The 16,152-nt window shown below is 71.6% G+C and carries 15 protein-coding genes; 10 read left to right on the top strand and 5 right to left on the bottom strand.

Annotation, left to right across the window (positions count from 1 at the left end):
- The first annotated feature begins 41 nt into the window (after nt 1–41).
- Complete coding sequence (locus tag ACZ4Z1_RS04155) at nt 42–866, top strand: ATP-grasp domain-containing protein (RefSeq protein WP_468485027.1); 825 nt, start codon at nt 42–44, stop codon at nt 864–866.
- A gap of 12 nt (nt 867–878) precedes the next feature.
- On the opposite strand, the gene ACZ4Z1_RS04150 is transcribed toward ACZ4Z1_RS04155, so the two are convergent.
- Both ACZ4Z1_RS04150 and ACZ4Z1_RS04145 read right to left on the bottom strand, forming a co-directional pair.
- Entirely contained in the window at nt 879–1,091 is a 213-nt protein-coding gene (locus ACZ4Z1_RS04150) for a DUF397 domain-containing protein (protein WP_468485026.1), read from the bottom strand.
- Nucleotides 1,088–1,912 carry a Scr1 family TA system antitoxin-like transcriptional regulator gene (locus tag ACZ4Z1_RS04145; protein ID WP_468485025.1) on the bottom strand — a complete coding sequence of 275 codons (825 nt, stop codon included), beginning with the start codon at nt 1,910–1,912 and terminating at the stop codon, nt 1,088–1,090. Before ACZ4Z1_RS04145 ends, ACZ4Z1_RS04150 begins: the two co-directional genes overlap by 4 nt.
- Before the next feature lie 401 nt (nt 1,913–2,313).
- Between ACZ4Z1_RS04145 and ACZ4Z1_RS04140 the strand changes: the two genes are divergently transcribed.
- The 4 genes from ACZ4Z1_RS04140 to ACZ4Z1_RS04125 all read left to right on the top strand — a co-directional run bounded on the left by ACZ4Z1_RS04140 (nt 2,314) and on the right by ACZ4Z1_RS04125 (nt 4,214).
- Nucleotides 2,314–2,499: a hypothetical protein gene (locus ACZ4Z1_RS04140; RefSeq protein WP_468485024.1), complete on the top strand. Its 186-nt coding sequence runs from the start codon at nt 2,314–2,316 to the stop codon at nt 2,497–2,499.
- Nucleotides 2,500–2,556: 57 nt separating this feature from the next.
- Entirely contained in the window at nt 2,557–2,679 is a 123-nt protein-coding gene (locus ACZ4Z1_RS04135) for a hypothetical protein (protein ID WP_468485023.1), read from the top strand.
- On the top strand, nt 2,680–3,816 hold the full coding sequence (locus tag ACZ4Z1_RS04130) for a methyltransferase domain-containing protein (protein ID WP_468485022.1): 1,137 nt from the start codon (nt 2,680–2,682) through the stop codon (nt 3,814–3,816).
- A gap of 113 nt (nt 3,817–3,929) precedes the next feature.
- Nucleotides 3,930–4,214 carry a hypothetical protein gene (locus ACZ4Z1_RS04125; protein ID WP_468485021.1) on the top strand — a complete coding sequence of 95 codons (285 nt, stop codon included), beginning with the start codon at nt 3,930–3,932 and terminating at the stop codon, nt 4,212–4,214.
- Nucleotides 4,215–4,303: 89 nt separating this feature from the next.
- On the opposite strand, the gene ACZ4Z1_RS04120 is transcribed toward ACZ4Z1_RS04125, so the two are convergent.
- On the bottom strand, nt 4,304–5,050 hold the full coding sequence (locus ACZ4Z1_RS04120) for a MerR family transcriptional regulator (protein ID WP_468485401.1): 747 nt from the start codon (nt 5,048–5,050) through the stop codon (nt 4,304–4,306).
- A gap of 244 nt (nt 5,051–5,294) precedes the next feature.
- On the opposite strand from ACZ4Z1_RS04120, the gene ACZ4Z1_RS04115 reads away from it, so the two are divergent.
- Genes ACZ4Z1_RS04115 through ACZ4Z1_RS04105 form a run of 3 tightly spaced genes read left to right on the top strand, consistent with a single transcriptional unit; the run spans nt 5,295 to nt 8,661 of the window.
- Nucleotides 5,295–6,821 (top strand): flavin-containing monooxygenase, encoded by a 1,527-nt coding sequence (locus ACZ4Z1_RS04115; protein ID WP_468485020.1) that lies wholly within the window; start codon nt 5,295–5,297, stop codon nt 6,819–6,821.
- A complete protein-coding gene (locus ACZ4Z1_RS04110) occupies nt 6,821–7,783 on the top strand; it encodes an alpha/beta fold hydrolase (protein WP_468485019.1) in 963 nt (320 codons plus the stop codon). Before ACZ4Z1_RS04115 ends, ACZ4Z1_RS04110 begins: the two co-directional genes overlap by 1 nt.
- Nucleotides 7,780–8,661: an SDR family oxidoreductase gene (locus ACZ4Z1_RS04105; protein WP_468485018.1), complete on the top strand. Its 882-nt coding sequence runs from the start codon at nt 7,780–7,782 to the stop codon at nt 8,659–8,661. The genes ACZ4Z1_RS04110 and ACZ4Z1_RS04105 overlap by 4 nt, the downstream gene beginning before the upstream one ends.
- Nucleotides 8,662–8,832: 171 nt before the next feature.
- Here ACZ4Z1_RS04105 and ACZ4Z1_RS04100 read toward each other — a convergent pair whose 3' ends face one another.
- Together ACZ4Z1_RS04100 and ACZ4Z1_RS04095 are read right to left on the bottom strand one after the other, a co-directional pair.
- Nucleotides 8,833–9,492, bottom strand: a complete 660-nt coding sequence (locus tag ACZ4Z1_RS04100) for a L,D-transpeptidase family protein (RefSeq protein WP_468485017.1) — start codon at nt 9,490–9,492, stop codon at nt 8,833–8,835.
- Between the two features lie 59 nt (nt 9,493–9,551).
- Complete coding sequence (locus ACZ4Z1_RS04095) at nt 9,552–12,890, bottom strand: S41 family peptidase (protein ID WP_468485400.1); 3,339 nt, start codon at nt 12,888–12,890, stop codon at nt 9,552–9,554.
- A gap of 223 nt (nt 12,891–13,113) precedes the next feature.
- On the opposite strand from ACZ4Z1_RS04095, the gene ACZ4Z1_RS04090 reads away from it, so the two are divergent.
- Nucleotides 13,114–13,686, top strand: a complete 573-nt coding sequence (locus ACZ4Z1_RS04090; protein ID WP_468485016.1) for a TetR/AcrR family transcriptional regulator — start codon at nt 13,114–13,116, stop codon at nt 13,684–13,686.
- Nucleotides 13,687–13,844: 158 nt separating this feature from the next.
- Nucleotides 13,845–16,052, top strand: coding sequence for an MMPL family transporter (locus ACZ4Z1_RS04085; protein ID WP_468485015.1), 2,208 nt, complete (start codon nt 13,845–13,847; stop codon nt 16,050–16,052).
- The last annotated feature ends 100 nt before the right edge of the window (nt 16,053–16,152 follow it).

Here is a 16,152-nt window from a genome sequence, read left to right as displayed (position 1 = left end):
TGCCCGGTTAGGCTGGTGATCACCGTCCGAGGAGATGCACCGTGCCCGCCCGCCCCCGCGTTCTGTTCGTGACCGACCTCGCCTACCAGGCCCGGGGACGGCGCTACTGCGACGAGGACATCTTCCTGTCCTCCCGGCTGGGCGACGCCTTCGCCATCGCCTTGTGCCACCCGCTGGACGCCGCCGGGCTGATGGACGCCTTCGACGCGGTCATCGTCCGCAACAGCGGCCCCGTGCTGCACTACCAGAAGGAGTATGACGCCTTCCGGGAGCAGGCTCTGGCACGCGGCACCCGGGTCTACAACCCGTTGTCCGGGCGCGGCGACATGGCCGGCAAGCAGTACCTGCTGGACCTGACCGCCGCCGGGTACCCGGTCATCCCCACCATCGACCGGCCCCAGGACGTGCACCTGCTGCCCCGGGCCGGACAGTACGCGATCAAACCGAAGGCGGGCGCCGACTCCATCGGCCTGACGTTCGCACCGGCAGACCAGTTGGACGGCCTGGCCTACGGCGACGTCCTGGTCCAGCCGCGCGTCGACTTCCGCTACGAGGTGTCCTTCTACTACGTCGACGACGCCTTCCAGTACGCCCTCTACGCCCCCGACCCCGCCCGGCGCTGGGAACTGGAACCGTACGAGCCCACCGAAGCGGACCTCGCCTTCGCCCGGAAGTTCATCAGCTGGAACACCCTCGACCACGGCATCCAGCGCGTGGACGCCTGCCGCACACGAGAGGGCGACCTGCTCCTGGTCGAGCTGGAGGACCTCAACCCCTACCTCTCCCTCGACCTGGTCCCCGAACGGACCCGGGACGCCTTCGCGACCAGCCTCACGGCCTCCCTGAACCGGTTCCTGGACGTCTGAGCCGCCGCCCGCTCAGCCGGGGAAGGCACCGCCCTTGACGCCCGCGATGAATTCCGCGAAGGAGCGGGAGGGGAAGGTGAGGACGGGGCCTTCCGGGGCCTTGCTGTCCCGGACCGGGACGGCCCCGCTCGTTATGACTGAAGCGGGGCACCATTCCAGGCAGTTGCCGCCGTCTTGGCTGCTGTAGCTGGACTTGGCCCAGGGGAGGGCCAGGGGCGGGGTCACGATGCCTCCATAAGCTGTCTGATCATCTCGGCGGATGCGTCACGCGACAGGGCCGAAGCGGTAAGGACATCGTAGGACCGTGACAGGTTCCGTACCTCCGTCGGTTCGTCGATGATCGTTCCTGAACGAACGCCTTCCGTGTAGACCACGGTCTCTCCGTCGGCCGTTGTCAAGATCGAGATGGGCCCGTCCATGAGCCCGTGGGTACCCGCAGACAACGGGAGTACTTGCAGGACGGTCGTCGGCCGGGCGACGTGTTTCAAGAGGGCCGCCAGCTGTCCGCGCATCACCTCTGTGTCGCCGACCTTCCGGCGGATGACCGACTCGCAGATGATGACCGAGAAGTCCGGCGGCGAACTGCCCTTCAGCACATGCTGTCGTGCTATCCGCTTGTTCACCTTGCTGATCAGTTCCGCCTCGCTCGCGCGGCGGTCGCCCTCGCGGAAGAGGGAGCGTGCGTACCCGTGGGTCTGGAGCAGGCCAGGCACGACGGTCGGGGACCACTCCGCGATGGCGATCGCGGAGGGTTCCAGTTCGATTCGTCGGCGCGAGTGCACCGGGAAGTCCAAAGCGGCGAGGTCCGCGTACAACCGCTTGAACAGGCCGTCCGTTGCGAAGACCTCGTCCAGCAGGGGCGGAATGTCCGGTGGGATCGGCCCCTGGCACGTCTCCACACGCGAGATGGTGCTCCGAGAGGTGCGCACCAGTTTCGCCAGGTGCTCCTGTGTCAACGGTGCCGGGTCGTGTAGTTCCCTGGCGCTTCGGCATTCTTCGGCGAACTCCCGGCGTGGATCCTCCGGGTTGTCGGTTTCTTCGTCCACGATTCCCCCGACTCAGGGTCTGGTCATGGTCCTCGGCCGGGCCGTTTCCTGCGGTCAGCGGCACGCGCATATGCAGCGTTGCTCAACGTTCAGGTTGGGCACCCGACCGCTCCCCAGGCTACTGAGTCTTGCGCCACTCTGTAACCAGTTGGCCGCACTGAGTGAATGTGCGGCCCGGGAACAGGTGAGGGATTGCCCATGGGTGTCAGGGGAAGGGGCGGTGCGGCCGTTGAAAGCCCGCCCGTGCCCGCAGAGTTGGAGCCGGTGCCCGTGCCCGGCTGTGACGTATGCGCATCCGCGCACGGGGACCGGGAGCCCGCTCGGGCCGATGGGCGTCCGCTCACCGTACGGAGTTGCAACGGCGTCATTTCCGGTCACCCTCACGGGCGAGGGAGTCGGGCATGACGGTGTCGCCCACGCCCCGGGAGAACGCCGGGGAGTGCGCGGGGTGTGCGGAGTTGGCGCGCGCCCTGCTCGTCGCGCTGAAGGCCGGGGACCGGTCCAGGGCGACAGACTGCCAAGTCCTGATCCGCCGGCACCCCGAGCACGGCGGTCCGCCCGCCGGCGCGGAACTCCGCCCGCAGTAGGGCGCTTCCGTGGACCCACGGTCGCGTATCGCACGACAGCCAGGAGGTATCCGTACGATGACGACAATCCCTCGCAGCCACGCGGGCGACAAGCTCCCCGGCGAGCCGTACCCCGGCCCGCACCAGCCGCCCACGCCTGACGGCGGCCCCGGTGTGCCCAACCCGCCCAAGGGCGCGTAGATGTCCGCCGACTGGGCGGACGCGTTCGCGGCCGTGCCCCGTTCGGCCTTCCTGCCGGAGCTCATGTGGCCGTGGGACATGGCAGCCGGACGGAGCGTGTCCGTGTCCCGTGCGGACGAGCCGGAGCGGTGGCGAATGTATGCCGATGCCGACTGTCCGGTGGTCACGCAGTGGGACGACGGCGATCACGCCGGTACGGAGCCCGGGGAGGTTTCCACCAGTTCCGCTTCCATGCCGTCGGTGGTGTTCGGGATGCTCCGCGATCTGGACGTACGCCCCGGCGACCGGGTGCTGGAGATCGGTACGGCCACGGGATGGAACGCCGCCCTCCTGGCATACCGGGCCGGGGGCGGCCGGGTGGTCACGATGGAGGTGGACGAGGCGGTGGCCGGCCGGGCTCGTACGGCACTGGAGGCGTTCGGGAGCCGCGTTCGCGTCATTCACGGTGACGGATTCCGGGGATTTCCGGAAGAAGCCCCGTACGACCGGATCATCGGTACCTGCGGTCTGCGTCGCTTTCCGTGGGCGTGGGTCGAGCAGTGCCGGCCCGGGGGAATTCTCGTCGCGCCTTGGGGGACGCATTTCAGTAATGCGGATGGCGTGGCCCGCCTGGTGGTGGCGGCGGACGGGCGAAGCGCTTCGGGGCGGTTCACCGGGCCGGTGGAATTCATGAAAATGCGGGCGCAGCGGGTTCCGCCGGTGGTGCACGGCGAGTACGTACGCGGGAGCGTGGCCGAGGGGTGGGAGACGTCGACGGACGTCGCGGAGGCGGAGTTCCTGGGAGGGAGGTTCGGGGCTCAGCGGTTCGCCGTGGGGCTGCGGGTGCCGGACTGCTTGCAGGTCGTGGCGGAGAAGCGGGAGGGTGCCCGGCCGGTGTGGTTCTACGGACTGCGTGACCGGTCGTGGGCGTGTGTGCAGTTCCGGGACGGTGAGGCGGGCCGGGTCTGGCAGTACGGCGCCCGTCGGCTCTGGGACGAGGTGGAGGCCGCGTACCGGTGGTGGGCCGGAAATGACCGGCCCGGTCATGAGCGGTTCGGGCTGACTGTCACGCCGGATGGTGAGCGGGTTTGGCTGGATGAGGATGCGCCGGGGAGGGGAATGGGGAGATCGGAAGATCGGGCGGGCTTTTGGGGATGAGCGGGGAATCGGGTGGCGCCCGGGAACGCCGGGCTCTTCCTATACAGTGATCGACTGCAATCAGTAGTAAGGGGTGGGCCGTTACGGGCCTGCCGCTTGAACGGGGAGGTTTCATGCGTCGTTTCACCACCTTTGCCGTGTCCGCCGCCATCGCGGGCGGTGTCCTGTTCTCGGCCGTTCCGGCGCAGGCCGCCGTGTCGGCCAAGGGGAAGGTCACCTGCCACATCGACCAGATGGATGCGCAGGTCAAGGAGCACAAGTACAAGGCGGCCAAGCTGGACCGCGCCGGCAAGCACCAGGCGGCCAAGAAGGAGCGTGCGAAGGCGCGGGCGATCCAGAAGCGGATCAAGCAGTGCATCGACGCCGAGAAGAACAACCCCGGTCCGATCGGCAAGTGAGGCCGGACACCGGATCACTCCGGGGCGGGCTCGCGGCCTGTCTGTAGGTGAGTGAGCCCCCGCCGGGCGGTTGCCTGCCCGGCGGGGGCTCACTCGTGTGCGTCGCCGGACTCCCCGCCCCGTTCCCGGTGCCAGGTCTCCAGTTCCGCGCGGACCCGGCGGTCCATCGCCATGGAGAGTTCCGCGTCGACGATGCCCTTGGAGATGGGGCGGAGTTTTTCGATGGTCCGGGTGATGCGGGCGGCCTCGGTGGGGTCGAGGGGTTCGCCGGCCGCGGCGCGGTCGAGGACGTCGGTCAGGACGTGGGTGCGGATGACCGAGATGAACAGGTCGGCGAGGGCGTCGGCGTGGGTGCGGACCTCGCGGCCCGCCTGGAGGACGGCGGAGAGCGGGACGCCGTTGGCGACGAGTTCGGTGGAGGCGTCGAGCAGGCGGCGGCTGATGTGGACGAACTCGTCGCCGTCGACCGCCAGGTAGCCGATGTCGAGGGAGGCGGCGAGGTTCTCCGGGGTGACGTCGTCCTTGAAGTGGTCGGCGAGTTCTTCGGGGGTCAGGCGTACGGGGGTCTCCTCGGACCAGGGGGCCACGAGGGTGTCCTCAAGGCCGAGGAGTTCGCCGACGTCGCGGCCGTTGTCGAAGGCGGAGAGCAGTTCGGCGATGCCGCCCAGGGTGTGGCCGCGGTCGAGCAGGCCGGCAATGGTGCGCAGGCGGGCGAGGTGGTGCTCGCTGTACCAGGCGATACGGCCTTCGCGGCGCGGTGGCGGGATGAGTTTGCGCTCGCGGTAGAAGCGGAGGGTGCGGACGGTGATGCCGGCTTCCTCGGCGAGGTCGGCCATGCGGTATTCGCGGGGGGTGGGGGTGCCGGGGTCGGCGGGAGGTCCGGGATCGCCGTGCGTCTTCTCTGCCACGGGTTCACCCTATGTCGCCGTACCGGGGCCCGGCCGAGGTGCAACCAGCGGTAACTTCCCGCCGCGTACCCCCTACCGCTCGGTACGTACGTGTCCTACCCTCCAATCGTGCCAGTGTTTGCTGGCGCGGTTGCACCGAAGGTTCTGACGGTCGAACTCGGGAGGCGGCGGCATGGCCGAGCGCGAACACGAGCACGTACGGGTGGCGGTGATCGGATCGGGGTTCGGTGGTCTGGGGGCGGCCGTACGGCTGCGACGCCAGGGCATCACCGACTTCGTGGTCCTGGAACGGGCCGGCTCGGTGGGCGGCACCTGGCGCGACAACAGCTATCCGGGGTGCGCGTGCGACGTGCCCTCCCACCTGTATTCGTTCTCCTTCGCGCCCAACCCCGAGTGGCCGCGCAACTTCTCCGGGCAGCCGCACATCCGCGCGTACCTGGAGCGGGTCACCGACACCTTCGGGCTGCGGCCGCACATCCGGTTCGACTCGGAGGTGCGCAGCCTGCGGTGGAACGGGGAGGAGCTGCACTGGGAGGTGGAGACGGCGAGCGGGTCGCTGACGGCGGATGTGGTCGTGTCGGCGACCGGACCGTTGTCGGACCCGAAGGTGCCGGACGTTCCGGGACTGAGCTCGTTTCCGGGGAAGGTGTTCCACAGCGCTCGCTGGGACCACGAATTCGACCTGCGCGGCAAGCGCGTCGCGATGATCGGTACGGGGGCCTCGGCGATCCAGATCGTGCCGTCCATCCAGCCGACGGTCGACCGCCTCACCCTCTTCCAGCGCACCCCGGCCTGGGTGCTGCCGCGTGCCGACCGCAGGATCAGTGGCCTGGAGCGCTGGCTGCACGCCAAGGTCCCGGCGACCCGGGCCGCGCGCCGCGGACTCCTGTGGGGCATCCGTGAGTTGCAGGTCAGCGCCTTCACCAAGCGCCCGAACGAGCTGGGCCTGATCGAGGGCCTGGCCAAGGGACACATGAAGCGCGCCGTGAAGGACCCGGCGCTGCGCGCCAAGCTGACACCGGACTACCGCATCGGGTGCAAGCGGATCCTGCTGTCCAACACGTACTACCCGGCGCTCACACAGCCGAACGTGGACGTGGTCGCGAGCGGGCTGAAGGAAGTCCGGGGCAACGTGCTGGTCGCCTCGGACGGTACGCAGACGGAGGCGGACGCCATCGTCTTCGGTACGGGCTTCCACGTCACCGACATGCCGATCGCCCACCGCGTCACCGGCGCCAACGGCACCACCCTGGCGGAGGAGTGGAAGGACGGGATGGAGGCGCTGCGCGGCACCACCGCGGCCGGCTTCCCCAACTTCCTCACCGTCATCGGGCCCAACACGGGCCTCGGGAACAGCTCGATGATCCTGATGATCGAATCGCAGCTGAACTACCTGGTCGATTTCCTGCGGCAGCTGGACGTGCTGGGCGGCAAGATCGCGCTGAATGCCCGGCCCTCCGCGGTGCACGCCTGGACGCGCGGCGTCCAGAAGCGGATGGAGCGGACCGTGTGGAACACCGGCGGCTGCGACAGCTGGTACCTGGACGCCAACGGCCGCAACACCACCGTCTGGCCCGGCACCACGGCCGAGTTCCGGAAGGTGACGCGGGAGGTGGACCTCGCCGAGTACGAGGTGCTGCGCGTCCCGGCGTCCCGTACGGGCGAGCGGGCCGGCCGGACCGCGAAGGCGGTGGCGTGATGACACCGACGCCGATGACCCACGGGCGGTACGCCCCGCCCGCGCCGCGCCGCGAACTGACCGCCACCTCGGTCGACGGCTCCCGGCTGCACGTGGAGATCCACGGGCCGGACACCCCGGGCCTGCCCGCCGTCGTCCTGTCGCACGGCTGGACCTGCTCGACCGCCTTCTGGGCCCCCGTCGTACGGGACCTGGCCGCCGACCACAAAGTGGTGCTCTACGACCAGCGGGGACACGGCCGCACCCCGGCGGTGGGCCCGCGCGGCTACAGCACCACCGCACTCGCCGACGACCTGACGGCCGTCCTCGAAACCGCGCTGGAGCCGGGGGAGCGGGCCGTACTGGCCGGGCACTCCATGGGCGGCATGACGATGATGGCCTCCGCCGAACGCCCGGAGTTCCGCGAGCGGGCCGCCGCCGTCCTGCTGTGCAGCACCGGCAGCGCGAACCTGACGGCGGAGTCCCTGGTGATCCCGCTGCGCTCGCCGGGCGGACGGCGTATCGCGCACCAGGTCGTCCTCGGGTCGCGGGCGCCGCTCGGCCCGGTCACCGCGCTCGCCAAGCGGATCCTGAAGTACGCCACGATGGGCCCGGCCGCCACACCCGAGCAGGTGGAGGCGTGCGCGCGCATCGTGCACGCCTGCCAGGTGGGGGTGCGGTCGAAGTGGGGCAGGGTCCTCGCGGGACTCGAACTGACCGGCGGCGCGGCGCGGCTGGAGGTGCCGACCGCCGTCATCGCGGGCACCGCCGACCGGCTCACCCCGATCGTGCTCTCGCGGCGGCTGGCCTCCGTACTGCCCCAGTTCCTGGGCCTGACCGAACTGCCCGGAGCCGGGCACATGACGCCCATCGAGGAGCCGGACGCGGTCATCGGCCGCATCCGGGAGCTGGTCCGCGATCACCTGCCGGCCCGCGACGTCCGTGCCGAGACGGCCACCGAAGCGAAGGAGAAGACCGCATGAGCGCACGCAGGAGCCTGGACGGGCAGGTCGCCGTCGTCACCGGCGCGGCCCGCGGGGTCGGGGAACTCCTCGCCCGCAAGCTGTCCGCGCGCGGCGCCACGCTCGCGCTGGTCGGCCTCGAACCGGAGGAACTGGCGCGCGTCGCCGCCTCGTTGCACGGCGAGGCGGCGCACTGGCACGCCGACGTCACCGACCACGAGGCGATGGCCGAGGTGGCGCGCGAGGTCAAGGCGCGCTTCGGCAAGGTGGACATCGTGGTCGCCAACGCCGGGGTGGCCACCGGCGGCCCGTTCGTGGAGTCCGACCCGGTGGCCTGGCGGCGGGTCATCGAGGTCAACCTCATCGGCGGTGCCGTCACGGGGCGGGCGTTCCTGCCGGTCCTGATGGAGTCGCGCGGCTACTTCCTCCAGATAGCCTCGCTCGCCGCGATCACCCCGGCGCCGATGATGACCGCGTACTGCGCCTCCAAGTCCGGCGTCGAGGCGTTCGCGCACAGCCTGCGGGCCGAGGTCGGCCACAAGGGCGTACGGGTCGGCGTCGGTTACCTGAGCTGGACCGACACGGACATGGTGCGCGGCGCGGACTCGGACGAGGTGATGCGCGAGCTGCGCCGGCGGCTGCCGTGGCCGTCGAACAAGACGTATCCGCTGAGCCCGGCCGTGGACCGGATCGTGGCGGGCATCGAGCGCCGCTCGGCGCATGTGTACGCGCAGTGGTGGCTGCGCGGGATGCAGTCGGTGCGCGGCTGTCTGCCGTCCGTCATCGGGTCGGTGGGGCAGCGCGAGATGCGACGCTTCGGGGACCGGCTGGAAGGGCTGCGGGTGGGGCTGGTCGGAGCGGGCGGGGAGGCGGACGAGAAGGTGCGCGCGAACCGCTGAGAAGGGCTCCTGGCGACGCCAATTGATCGAAATGCGAGGTATGTCGGTGCGTGCGAGGCCGGTCGGGGCCCCGGAACACCTTCAAGGGCTGACCGCGCGTACCGCGCACCCCACGCGCGAGGGGTGCACCCGTACCAGCGGGTGCACCCCTCGACGCATGCCCGCACCGCGCTACTTGACGACCTTCAGCGACGCCGGCCACCCGTACCGCCGCGCCTCCGCGAACAGGTGCTTGATGTCCGCCGGGGCCAGCTTCACGCAGCCCAGCGAGCGGTAATCGACCTCGCCGTCCCAGCGGTACGGGTTGTCGCGGCCCGGCAGCGCGGCGGCCTGGGTGCCGTCCGGCCGCATCTCGCTGTGCAGGAACAGGGCGGTGCGCTGGGTGCGGCCGTCGCGGCACACCTTGTCCGCGATCCGGATCGCGTAGCCGTTGATGCCGTCGCGCCCGCCCCTCTTGCGCGTGGTGTGCGAGAGCACCTGGTACGTGCCGTCCGGCAGCCAGCCCTTGTTCTTCGCGCATTCGTCGAGGCCCGCCGTGCCGCCCTGACCGGACCCGGCGCGGTAGTCGGCCAGTACCCGGCCCGTGCCGGACTGCACGAGGCGCAGGCGCGACGCGGCCGGGTCGCGCTGGTTCTTGTCGAACCGCAGATACGTCCCGCCGGCTCGCGCCGAGGAGTCCGAGGAGTCGGTGGGGGCGGACGGGTCGGAGGGGGCGGCGGAGCCGGCGGGGACGGGTGGTTCGCCGGCGTGGGCGGGTGGCGTCGCCGTGGCGAGCCCGGCCGTCAACGCCGCGGTGACGGCCAGTGACGCTGTGCATATGCGTGTTCCCATGCGGGTGCTCCTGTCGGTGCGGTCCGGCTCCTGTCTCCGGCCGGTCCCCGGGCCGGCCGTCAGCCGCTGCGCGGCGGCAGTTCGGGGCGCCGCCGGTCCGGTACGTCGGACAGGTCGGGCGGCGTCGCGGCGGGGTGGCGTTCCAGCAGGTCCAGCGCGGTACGGACGGCGACACCGAGCTGCGGGTGGCGGCCCTCCGCCCAGTCCAGCGGCGAGCGCGGTGCCTCGATGTCCGGCTCCACGCCGTGGTTCTCCACGCCCCAGCCGTACGCCTCGAACCAGGCGGCGTTCATCGGCACCGTGATGTACGTCCCGTCACCCAGCCGGTGCCGCCCGGTCATGCCGACCACGCCGCCCCAGGTACGCAGGCCCACGACCGGGCCGATGCCCTGGAGTTTGAACGCCGCGGTGATCATGTCGCCGTCGGAGGAGGTCATCTCGTCGGCGACGGCGACGACCGGCCCGCGCGGCGCGTTGCTGGCGTAACTGACCGGCTGGGCGTCGCGGGTCAGGTCCCAGCCGACGATGGTGCGGGTCAGCTTCTCGACGACCAGCTCGGAGATGTTGCCGCCCGCGTTGCCCCGTACGTCCACGATCAGCGCGGGCCGCGAGACCTCCATGCGCAGGTCACGGTTGAACTGCGCCCAGCCGGAACCGCCCATGTCGGGGATGTGCAGATAGCCGCACCTGCCGTCGCTCAGCTCGCGCACCACCTCGCGGCGTTTGGCCACCCAGTCCTGGTAGCGCAGCGGCCGCTCGTCGATCAGCGGGACCACTGCGACTCGCCTCGACGGGCCGCCGCCCTCCGGGGCGAAGGTCAGCTCGACGGTGGTGCCGCCGGCCGCGGCAAGCAGCGGGGAGGGGCCCGCGACGGGGTCGACCCGGCGGCCGTCCACGTGGGTCAGCGCGGCGCCCTCGCGGATGCCCGTACCGGCCAGCGGCGAGCGGGCCCGGGAGTCGGAGGAGTCGCCGGGCAGGATGCGCCCCACCACCCAGTACCCGTCACGGAAGACGAAGTTGGCGCCGAGCAGGCCGATGGCGCGCTGGTAGTGCGGCGGGCCCTCGTTGCGCTTGCCGGCCGTCACGTACGCGTGCGAGGTGCCCAGCTCGCCCAGCACCTCGCGCATCAGGTCGGCGAACTCGTCGGGCGAGGCGACCCGTTCGACCAGCGGCCGGTACTGCTCCAGCACCCCGTCCCAGTCGACGCCGCTCAGACCCGGGTCCCAGAAGTACGCGCGGATGATCCGGCCCGCCTCGTCGTACGCCTGGCGCCACTCGGCGGGCGGGTCCACGTCGTGCAGGATGCGCCGCGGGTCCAGGTGGACGGTCGAGTCGGCGTCCGGCGGCTCGGTCGCGGGCACCGCCCGCAGGTCGCCCTCGTCGTTGACGACCAGCCGGGTGCCGTCGCCGCTGAGCGCGTACGAGTCGATGGCGCCGGTCAGTTCGGTGCGCTTGGCCTTGACCAGGTCGAAGTGTTCCAGCGTGGGCTGGCCGGAGGTGTTGTCGGGGTTGGCGAACGTCTCGCCGAGCGCGCCGGAGATCGGCCAGCGCAGCCAGACCAGCCCGCCGCCCGCGACCGGCCGCAGCGCCGAGTACTTCGACGCCGAGACCGGGAACGGCGTCACCCGGCTCGCCAGGCCCTCCACCTCCACCAGCGCGGTGCCCTCGGCCGTCACCGGGGCCTCCGCCGGGTCCAGGCCGCCCGCCGCGGGCCGCCCGTCGGCGGAGAGCTGGAAGGGGGAGGGCGTCGCGGAGGACAGCGGTACGAGGTAGGGGCGGCAGCCGAGCGGGAAGGACAGGTCGCCGGTGTGCACGTCGTAGACCGGGTCGAAGCCGCGCCAGGACAGGAACGCGAGGTAGCGGCCGTCGCGGGTGAAGACCGGCTGTTCGTCCTCGAAGCGGCCGTTGGTGACGTCCACGACGGTGCTGGCGGCGGGGGCCTCACCCTCCCCGCCGCCGTCGCCGCCGGTGAGCCGGGCCATCTTGATGCTGCGCAGCGCCCGGCCGATGCCGGGGTGGGACCAGGTCAGCCAGCCCGAGTCGGGGGAGAACGCCAGGTCGCGGACCGGGCCGTTCTCCGACCTGATCAGCTCGGTGACCCGGCCCTCGCCGTCGCCGTCGGCCGAGACGCCGACGAGCAGCAGCCGCCCGTCGTGCGTGGCCACCGCCAGCCGTTCGCCGTCCGGCGCGGCGACCAGTTCGTGGACGCGGCCGAGCCGGCCGGCCGCCAGGCGGCGCGGCTCGCGCGGGATGCCGGCCTTGGGCAGGTCGGCGATCTCGATGGCGTCGTCGCCCTCGGCGGAGGTGACGTAGGCGATGCGGCCGGTGGAGCCGAGCATCTCGGGCAGCCGGACGCGGACCCCCGGCTCGTCGTGGATGGTGCGGGCCGGGCCGTCGCGGTGGGTGAGCCAGTACAGGCTGCCGCGGACGCCGACGGCGCTGGCCCGCCCGGTGGTGTCCACGGCGAGGGAGGTGATGTGCGACCCGGCCGGGATCTGGTACGTACGGCGTCCGGCGCGCGGGCCGCCGAGCCGCACCTGGAGGCGGCGCGGTTCGCCGCGCGGGCCGAGGTCGTCCACCAGCCACAGGTCGCCGCCGCACTGGTAGACGATGCGCTGTCCGTCGGTGGCGGCGTGCCGGGCGTAGAAGTCGGCGTGGTCGGTGTGGCGCCGCAGGTCCGTGCTGTCCGGCTTGCAGGAATAGACGTTGGCGATCCCCTCGTGGTCGGAGAGGAACGCGATCCGGTCGCCGACGAACATCACCGCGTCCAGATGGCCGCGCAGGTCCGGCACGAGCCGGGTGCCGTGCAGCCACATCCGGCCCATCGCGCCGCCGCGGTAGCGCTTCCAGGAGGCGGGCTCGTGCGGCGGCTTGCCGGTCAGCAGCAGCGTCTTGCGGTCCACCGTGTCGTCGTGGCCGCCCCCGCCGCCCTGGGCCCCGTCGTCGCCGACGTGCCCGTACGGATGGCCGTCGCCCGCCAGCCGGTGCCCGTCCGCGTCGAAGTCGGCGACCGCGATGTCGGAGACCGGCCCCCAGGGCAGCCGTCCGCCGGGGCTGCCGTCGGTGGGGACGCTGTAGGCCCAGGAGTAGTACGAGAAGGGCTGGCCGTGCGAGGAGACGGCCAGGATGTGACCGTCCGGGGTCCAGCCGCAGACCCGGGCGTCGGTGCTCCCCCAATAGGTGAGACGGCGGGCCGGGCCGCCCTCGACCGGGGCCAGGTGGATCTCCGGGTCGAGGCTGCGCCAGGTGGTGAAGGCGATGTGTCTGCCGTCCGGGGAGAATCGCGGGTGGCTGATGCGGGTGCGGTCGACCGTCAGCCGCCAGGCCCGCGGCGTACTGCCGCCGTCGGTGGTCAGCGGGGCCACCCAGAGGTCGTCCTCGGCGGCGAAACACAGCATCTCGCCGTGGAGATGCGGGAACCGGAGATACGCGCCGTCACTCACGCCCCCATGCTTTCGGCGCGGGCGGAGCGTGGCAACTCGGCCGTGGCGCGTGTTCCCGTGACACACGCCACCATCGAAACGTTTCCGTTTCGCTGTGGCCGGGGGTACGGTCGAGCCGTACCGAAGCTGTACGAAACCGTTTCGTTCTCATGAGGATTCCCCGAGGAGGTGCGCCGCGATGGGCCGCAGCCGGCTGACCCCCGAGCGCGAGGCCGAGCTGTACGCGGCCGTGCTCGACCTGCTCCGCGAGGTCGGCTACGACGCCCTGACCATGGACGCCGTCGCCACCCGCACCCGCGCCAGCAAGGCCACCCTCTACCGCCAGTGGCAGGGCAAGCCCGAACTGGTCGCCAAGGCGCTCCACCACCACAAGCCCGTCCAGCTCGCCGACATCGACACCGGCAGCCTCCGCGGCGACCTGCACGCCATGGTCTCCCGCGCGGACGACTGCGAGATGGAACGCGACTCCGCACTGCTGCGGGGCCTCGTACGGGCCGCACACGACAACCCCGACCTCCACCAGGCGCTGCGCGACCTGTTCGTCGACCCGGACATCTCGGGGATGGACGCGATGCTCGCCCGCGCCGTCGAGCGCGGCGAGATCCCCGCCGGCCGCCCCGCGCTCGCCTACGTACCGCACATGCTGATCGGCGCCTTCGTCGCCCAGCAGCTCATCGAGGACCGGCCCCCGGACCGCGCCTTCCTCGTCGATTACGTCGACGCCGTGGTCCTCCCCGCCCTAGGCGTCTGACCGGGACCGGCCGCCCCCCCCCAGGCCGGACCTCGTCGTCCCCACCCTCCCCCCCCCATAACTCCCCCCAACGGCAGCACTCGACGCGCCGCTCTCGTCGTCGGGCCGGCTCCGTACGCCCTTGTACGTCCCACATTCCGACGGGAGCGCCCCTTCTCGTGGCAACATTCCTCTACAAACTCGGACGGTTCGCCTTCCGGCGACGCCGCTTCGTCGCCCTCATATGGGTGGCGCTGCTGGCCGTCGCCGGAGTCGGCGCCGCCACCGCGTCCTCGCCCGCCTCCGACTCCTTCTCCGTACCGGGCACGGAGTCGCAGAAGACCTTCGACCTGCTGGGTGAGCGCTTCCCCGGCACCAAGGCGGACGGCGCCACCGCGCGCGTGGTCTTCAAGGCGCCCGACGGGCAGCAGATGACCGCGCCCGCACAGAAGCAGGCCGTCGAGAAGGTCGTCGGCGAGCTGAAGACCTCGTCGCCGCAGGTCGCCTCGGTCTCCGACCCGTACCTGGCCAAGGGCGTGGCCAAGGACGGCACCACGGCCTACGCGCAGGTCACCTACAAGGTCTCCGGCTTCGAGCTGAAGGACGACGCGCGCGACGCGCTCAAGGAAGCGGCCCAGCACGGCCGGGACGCCGGGCTGACCGTCGAGATCGGCGGCAACGCGCTCCAGGCGATGCCGGAGACCGGCGCCACCGAGATCATCGGCATCGTCATCTCCGCCGTCGTCCTCGTCATCACCTTCGGCGCCCTCATAGCCGCCGGCCTGCCGCTGCTGACCGCGCTGATCGGCGTGGGCATCGGCGTCTCGTCCATCACCGCGCTCGGCAGCGTCCTGGACCTGTCCAGTACGACGTCCACCCTCGCCATGATGATCGGCCTCGCCGTCGGCATCGACTACGCGCTGTTCATCGTCTCCCGCTACCGCTCCGAACTGGCCGGGGGCCGCGAGCGGGAAGAGGCCGCCGGGCGCGCGGCCGGCACCGCCGGGTCCGCGGTGGTCTTCGCCGGACTGACCGTCGTCATCGCCCTGGTGGGTCTGTCGGTGGTCAACATCCCGATGCTCACCAAGATGGGCATCGCGGCGGCCGGTACGGTCGTCATCGCCGTCCTCGTCGCCCTGACCCTGATCCCCGCGCTGCTGGGCTTCGCGGGCAAGCGGGTGCTGAGCCGCAAGGCCCGCAAGGGCGCCGTCGCCGCGAGCGAGGCCGAGGGCGGCAAGCCGAACATGGGCACCCGCTGGGCGCGGTTCGTGCTACGGCGGCCGGTCACCGTGCTGCTGGCGGGTGTCATCGGCCTGGGTGTCATCGCCGTACCCGCCGCCTCGCTGGAGATGGGCCTGCCGGACGACGGCGCGCAGCCCACCAGCACCACCCAGCGCAAGGCGTACGACCTGCTCTCCGACGGCTTCGGGCCGGGCTTCAACGGGCCGCTGATGCTCGTCGTGGACGGGCAGGGCAGCAAGGACCCGAAGGCGGCGGCAGCACAGGTCGCCGGTACGGTCGCCGAGCTCGACGGCGTCGCGGCCGTCACCCCGCCCACCTTCAACCAGGCCGGGGACACCGCGATGCTCAGCGTCGTGCCGAAGTCCAAGCCGAGCAGCACCGAGACCGAGGACCTGGTCCACGAGATCCGCGGCAAGGCGGGCGACGCGGCGCGGGACGCCGGCGCGCGGGCGCTGGTCACCGGCACCACCGCGATGAACATCGACGTCTCAGAGAAGCTCAACGACGCCCTGCTGCCCTACCTGGCGCTCGTGGTCGGCCTGGCCTTCCTGCTGCTGATGGTCGTCTTCCGCTCGGTCCTGGTACCCCTGAAGGCCGCCCTGGGCTTCCTGCTCTCGGTCGTCGCGGCGCTCGGCGCGGTGGTCGCGGTCTTCCAGTGGGGCTGGCTGGCGGACCTGTTCGGCGTCGAGCAGACCGGCCCGGTCATGAGCATGATGCCGATCTTCATGGTGGGCGTGGTCTTCGGACTCGCCATGGACTACGAGGTCTTCCTCGTCACGCGGATGCGCGAGGCGTTCGTCCACGGGGAGCGCCCGGGCCAGGCGGTCGTCACCGGCTTCCGGCACGGCGCGCGGGTGGTCACGGCCGCCGCGGTCATCATGATCTCGGTCTTCGCCGGGTTCATCGGCTCCTCCGAATCCATGATCAAGATGATCGGCTTCGGCCTCGCCGTCGCCGTCTTCTTCGACGCGTTCGTGGTCCGCATGGCCCTGGTCCCCGCCGTCCTCGCCCTCCTCGGCCGCGCCGCGTGGTGGCTGCCCACGTGGCTCCAGCGGGCCCTGCCCAACGTGGACGTCGAAGGCGAACAGCTCCAGAAGCACCTCGCGCCCGAACCGGCCGCACAGCCGGAACTCACCAAGGTGTGACCAGCCCCGGGGCGGCCGCGTGAGCGGTGCGTCCGCCCCGGCCCGCGCCGCCCCGTGGGGACGGGGCGCGGCGCGGACAGAGGCCCGGCGGCAGGCTCCC

Source organism: Streptomyces sp. NPDC030165 (genome assembly GCF_055573595.1).
Note: the sequence above shows the minus strand (reverse complement) of the source record. Positions and strands in the feature narration are given on the sequence as shown.

What these genes read in the sequence shown, in the direction of transcription:
- ACZ4Z1_RS04140 (WP_468485024.1), top strand. Translation starts at nt 2,314, where the DNA reads ATGACGGTGTCGCCCACGCCCCGGGAGAACGCCGGGGAGTGCGCGGGG.
- ACZ4Z1_RS04135 (WP_468485023.1), top strand. Translation starts at nt 2,557, where the DNA reads ATGACGACAATCCCTCGCAGCCACGCGGGCGACAAGCTCCCCGGCGAG.
- ACZ4Z1_RS04130 (WP_468485022.1), top strand. Translation starts at nt 2,680, where the DNA reads ATGTCCGCCGACTGGGCGGACGCGTTCGCGGCCGTGCCCCGTTCGGCC.
- ACZ4Z1_RS04125 (WP_468485021.1), top strand. Translation starts at nt 3,930, where the DNA reads ATGCGTCGTTTCACCACCTTTGCCGTGTCCGCCGCCATCGCGGGCGGT.
- ACZ4Z1_RS04120 (WP_468485401.1), bottom strand. Translation starts at nt 5,050, where the DNA reads ATGGCCGACCTCGCCGAGGAAGCCGGCATCACCGTCCGCACCCTCCGC.
- ACZ4Z1_RS04115 (WP_468485020.1), top strand. Translation starts at nt 5,295, where the DNA reads ATGGCCGAGCGCGAACACGAGCACGTACGGGTGGCGGTGATCGGATCG.
- ACZ4Z1_RS04110 (WP_468485019.1), top strand. Translation starts at nt 6,821, where the DNA reads ATGACACCGACGCCGATGACCCACGGGCGGTACGCCCCGCCCGCGCCG.
- ACZ4Z1_RS04105 (WP_468485018.1), top strand. Translation starts at nt 7,780, where the DNA reads ATGAGCGCACGCAGGAGCCTGGACGGGCAGGTCGCCGTCGTCACCGGC.
- ACZ4Z1_RS04100 (WP_468485017.1), bottom strand. Translation starts at nt 9,492, where the DNA reads ATGGGAACACGCATATGCACAGCGTCACTGGCCGTCACCGCGGCGTTG.
- ACZ4Z1_RS04095 (WP_468485400.1), bottom strand. Translation starts at nt 12,890, where the DNA reads ATGCTGTGTTTCGCCGCCGAGGACGACCTCTGGGTGGCCCCGCTGACC.
- ACZ4Z1_RS04090 (WP_468485016.1), top strand. Translation starts at nt 13,114, where the DNA reads ATGGGCCGCAGCCGGCTGACCCCCGAGCGCGAGGCCGAGCTGTACGCG.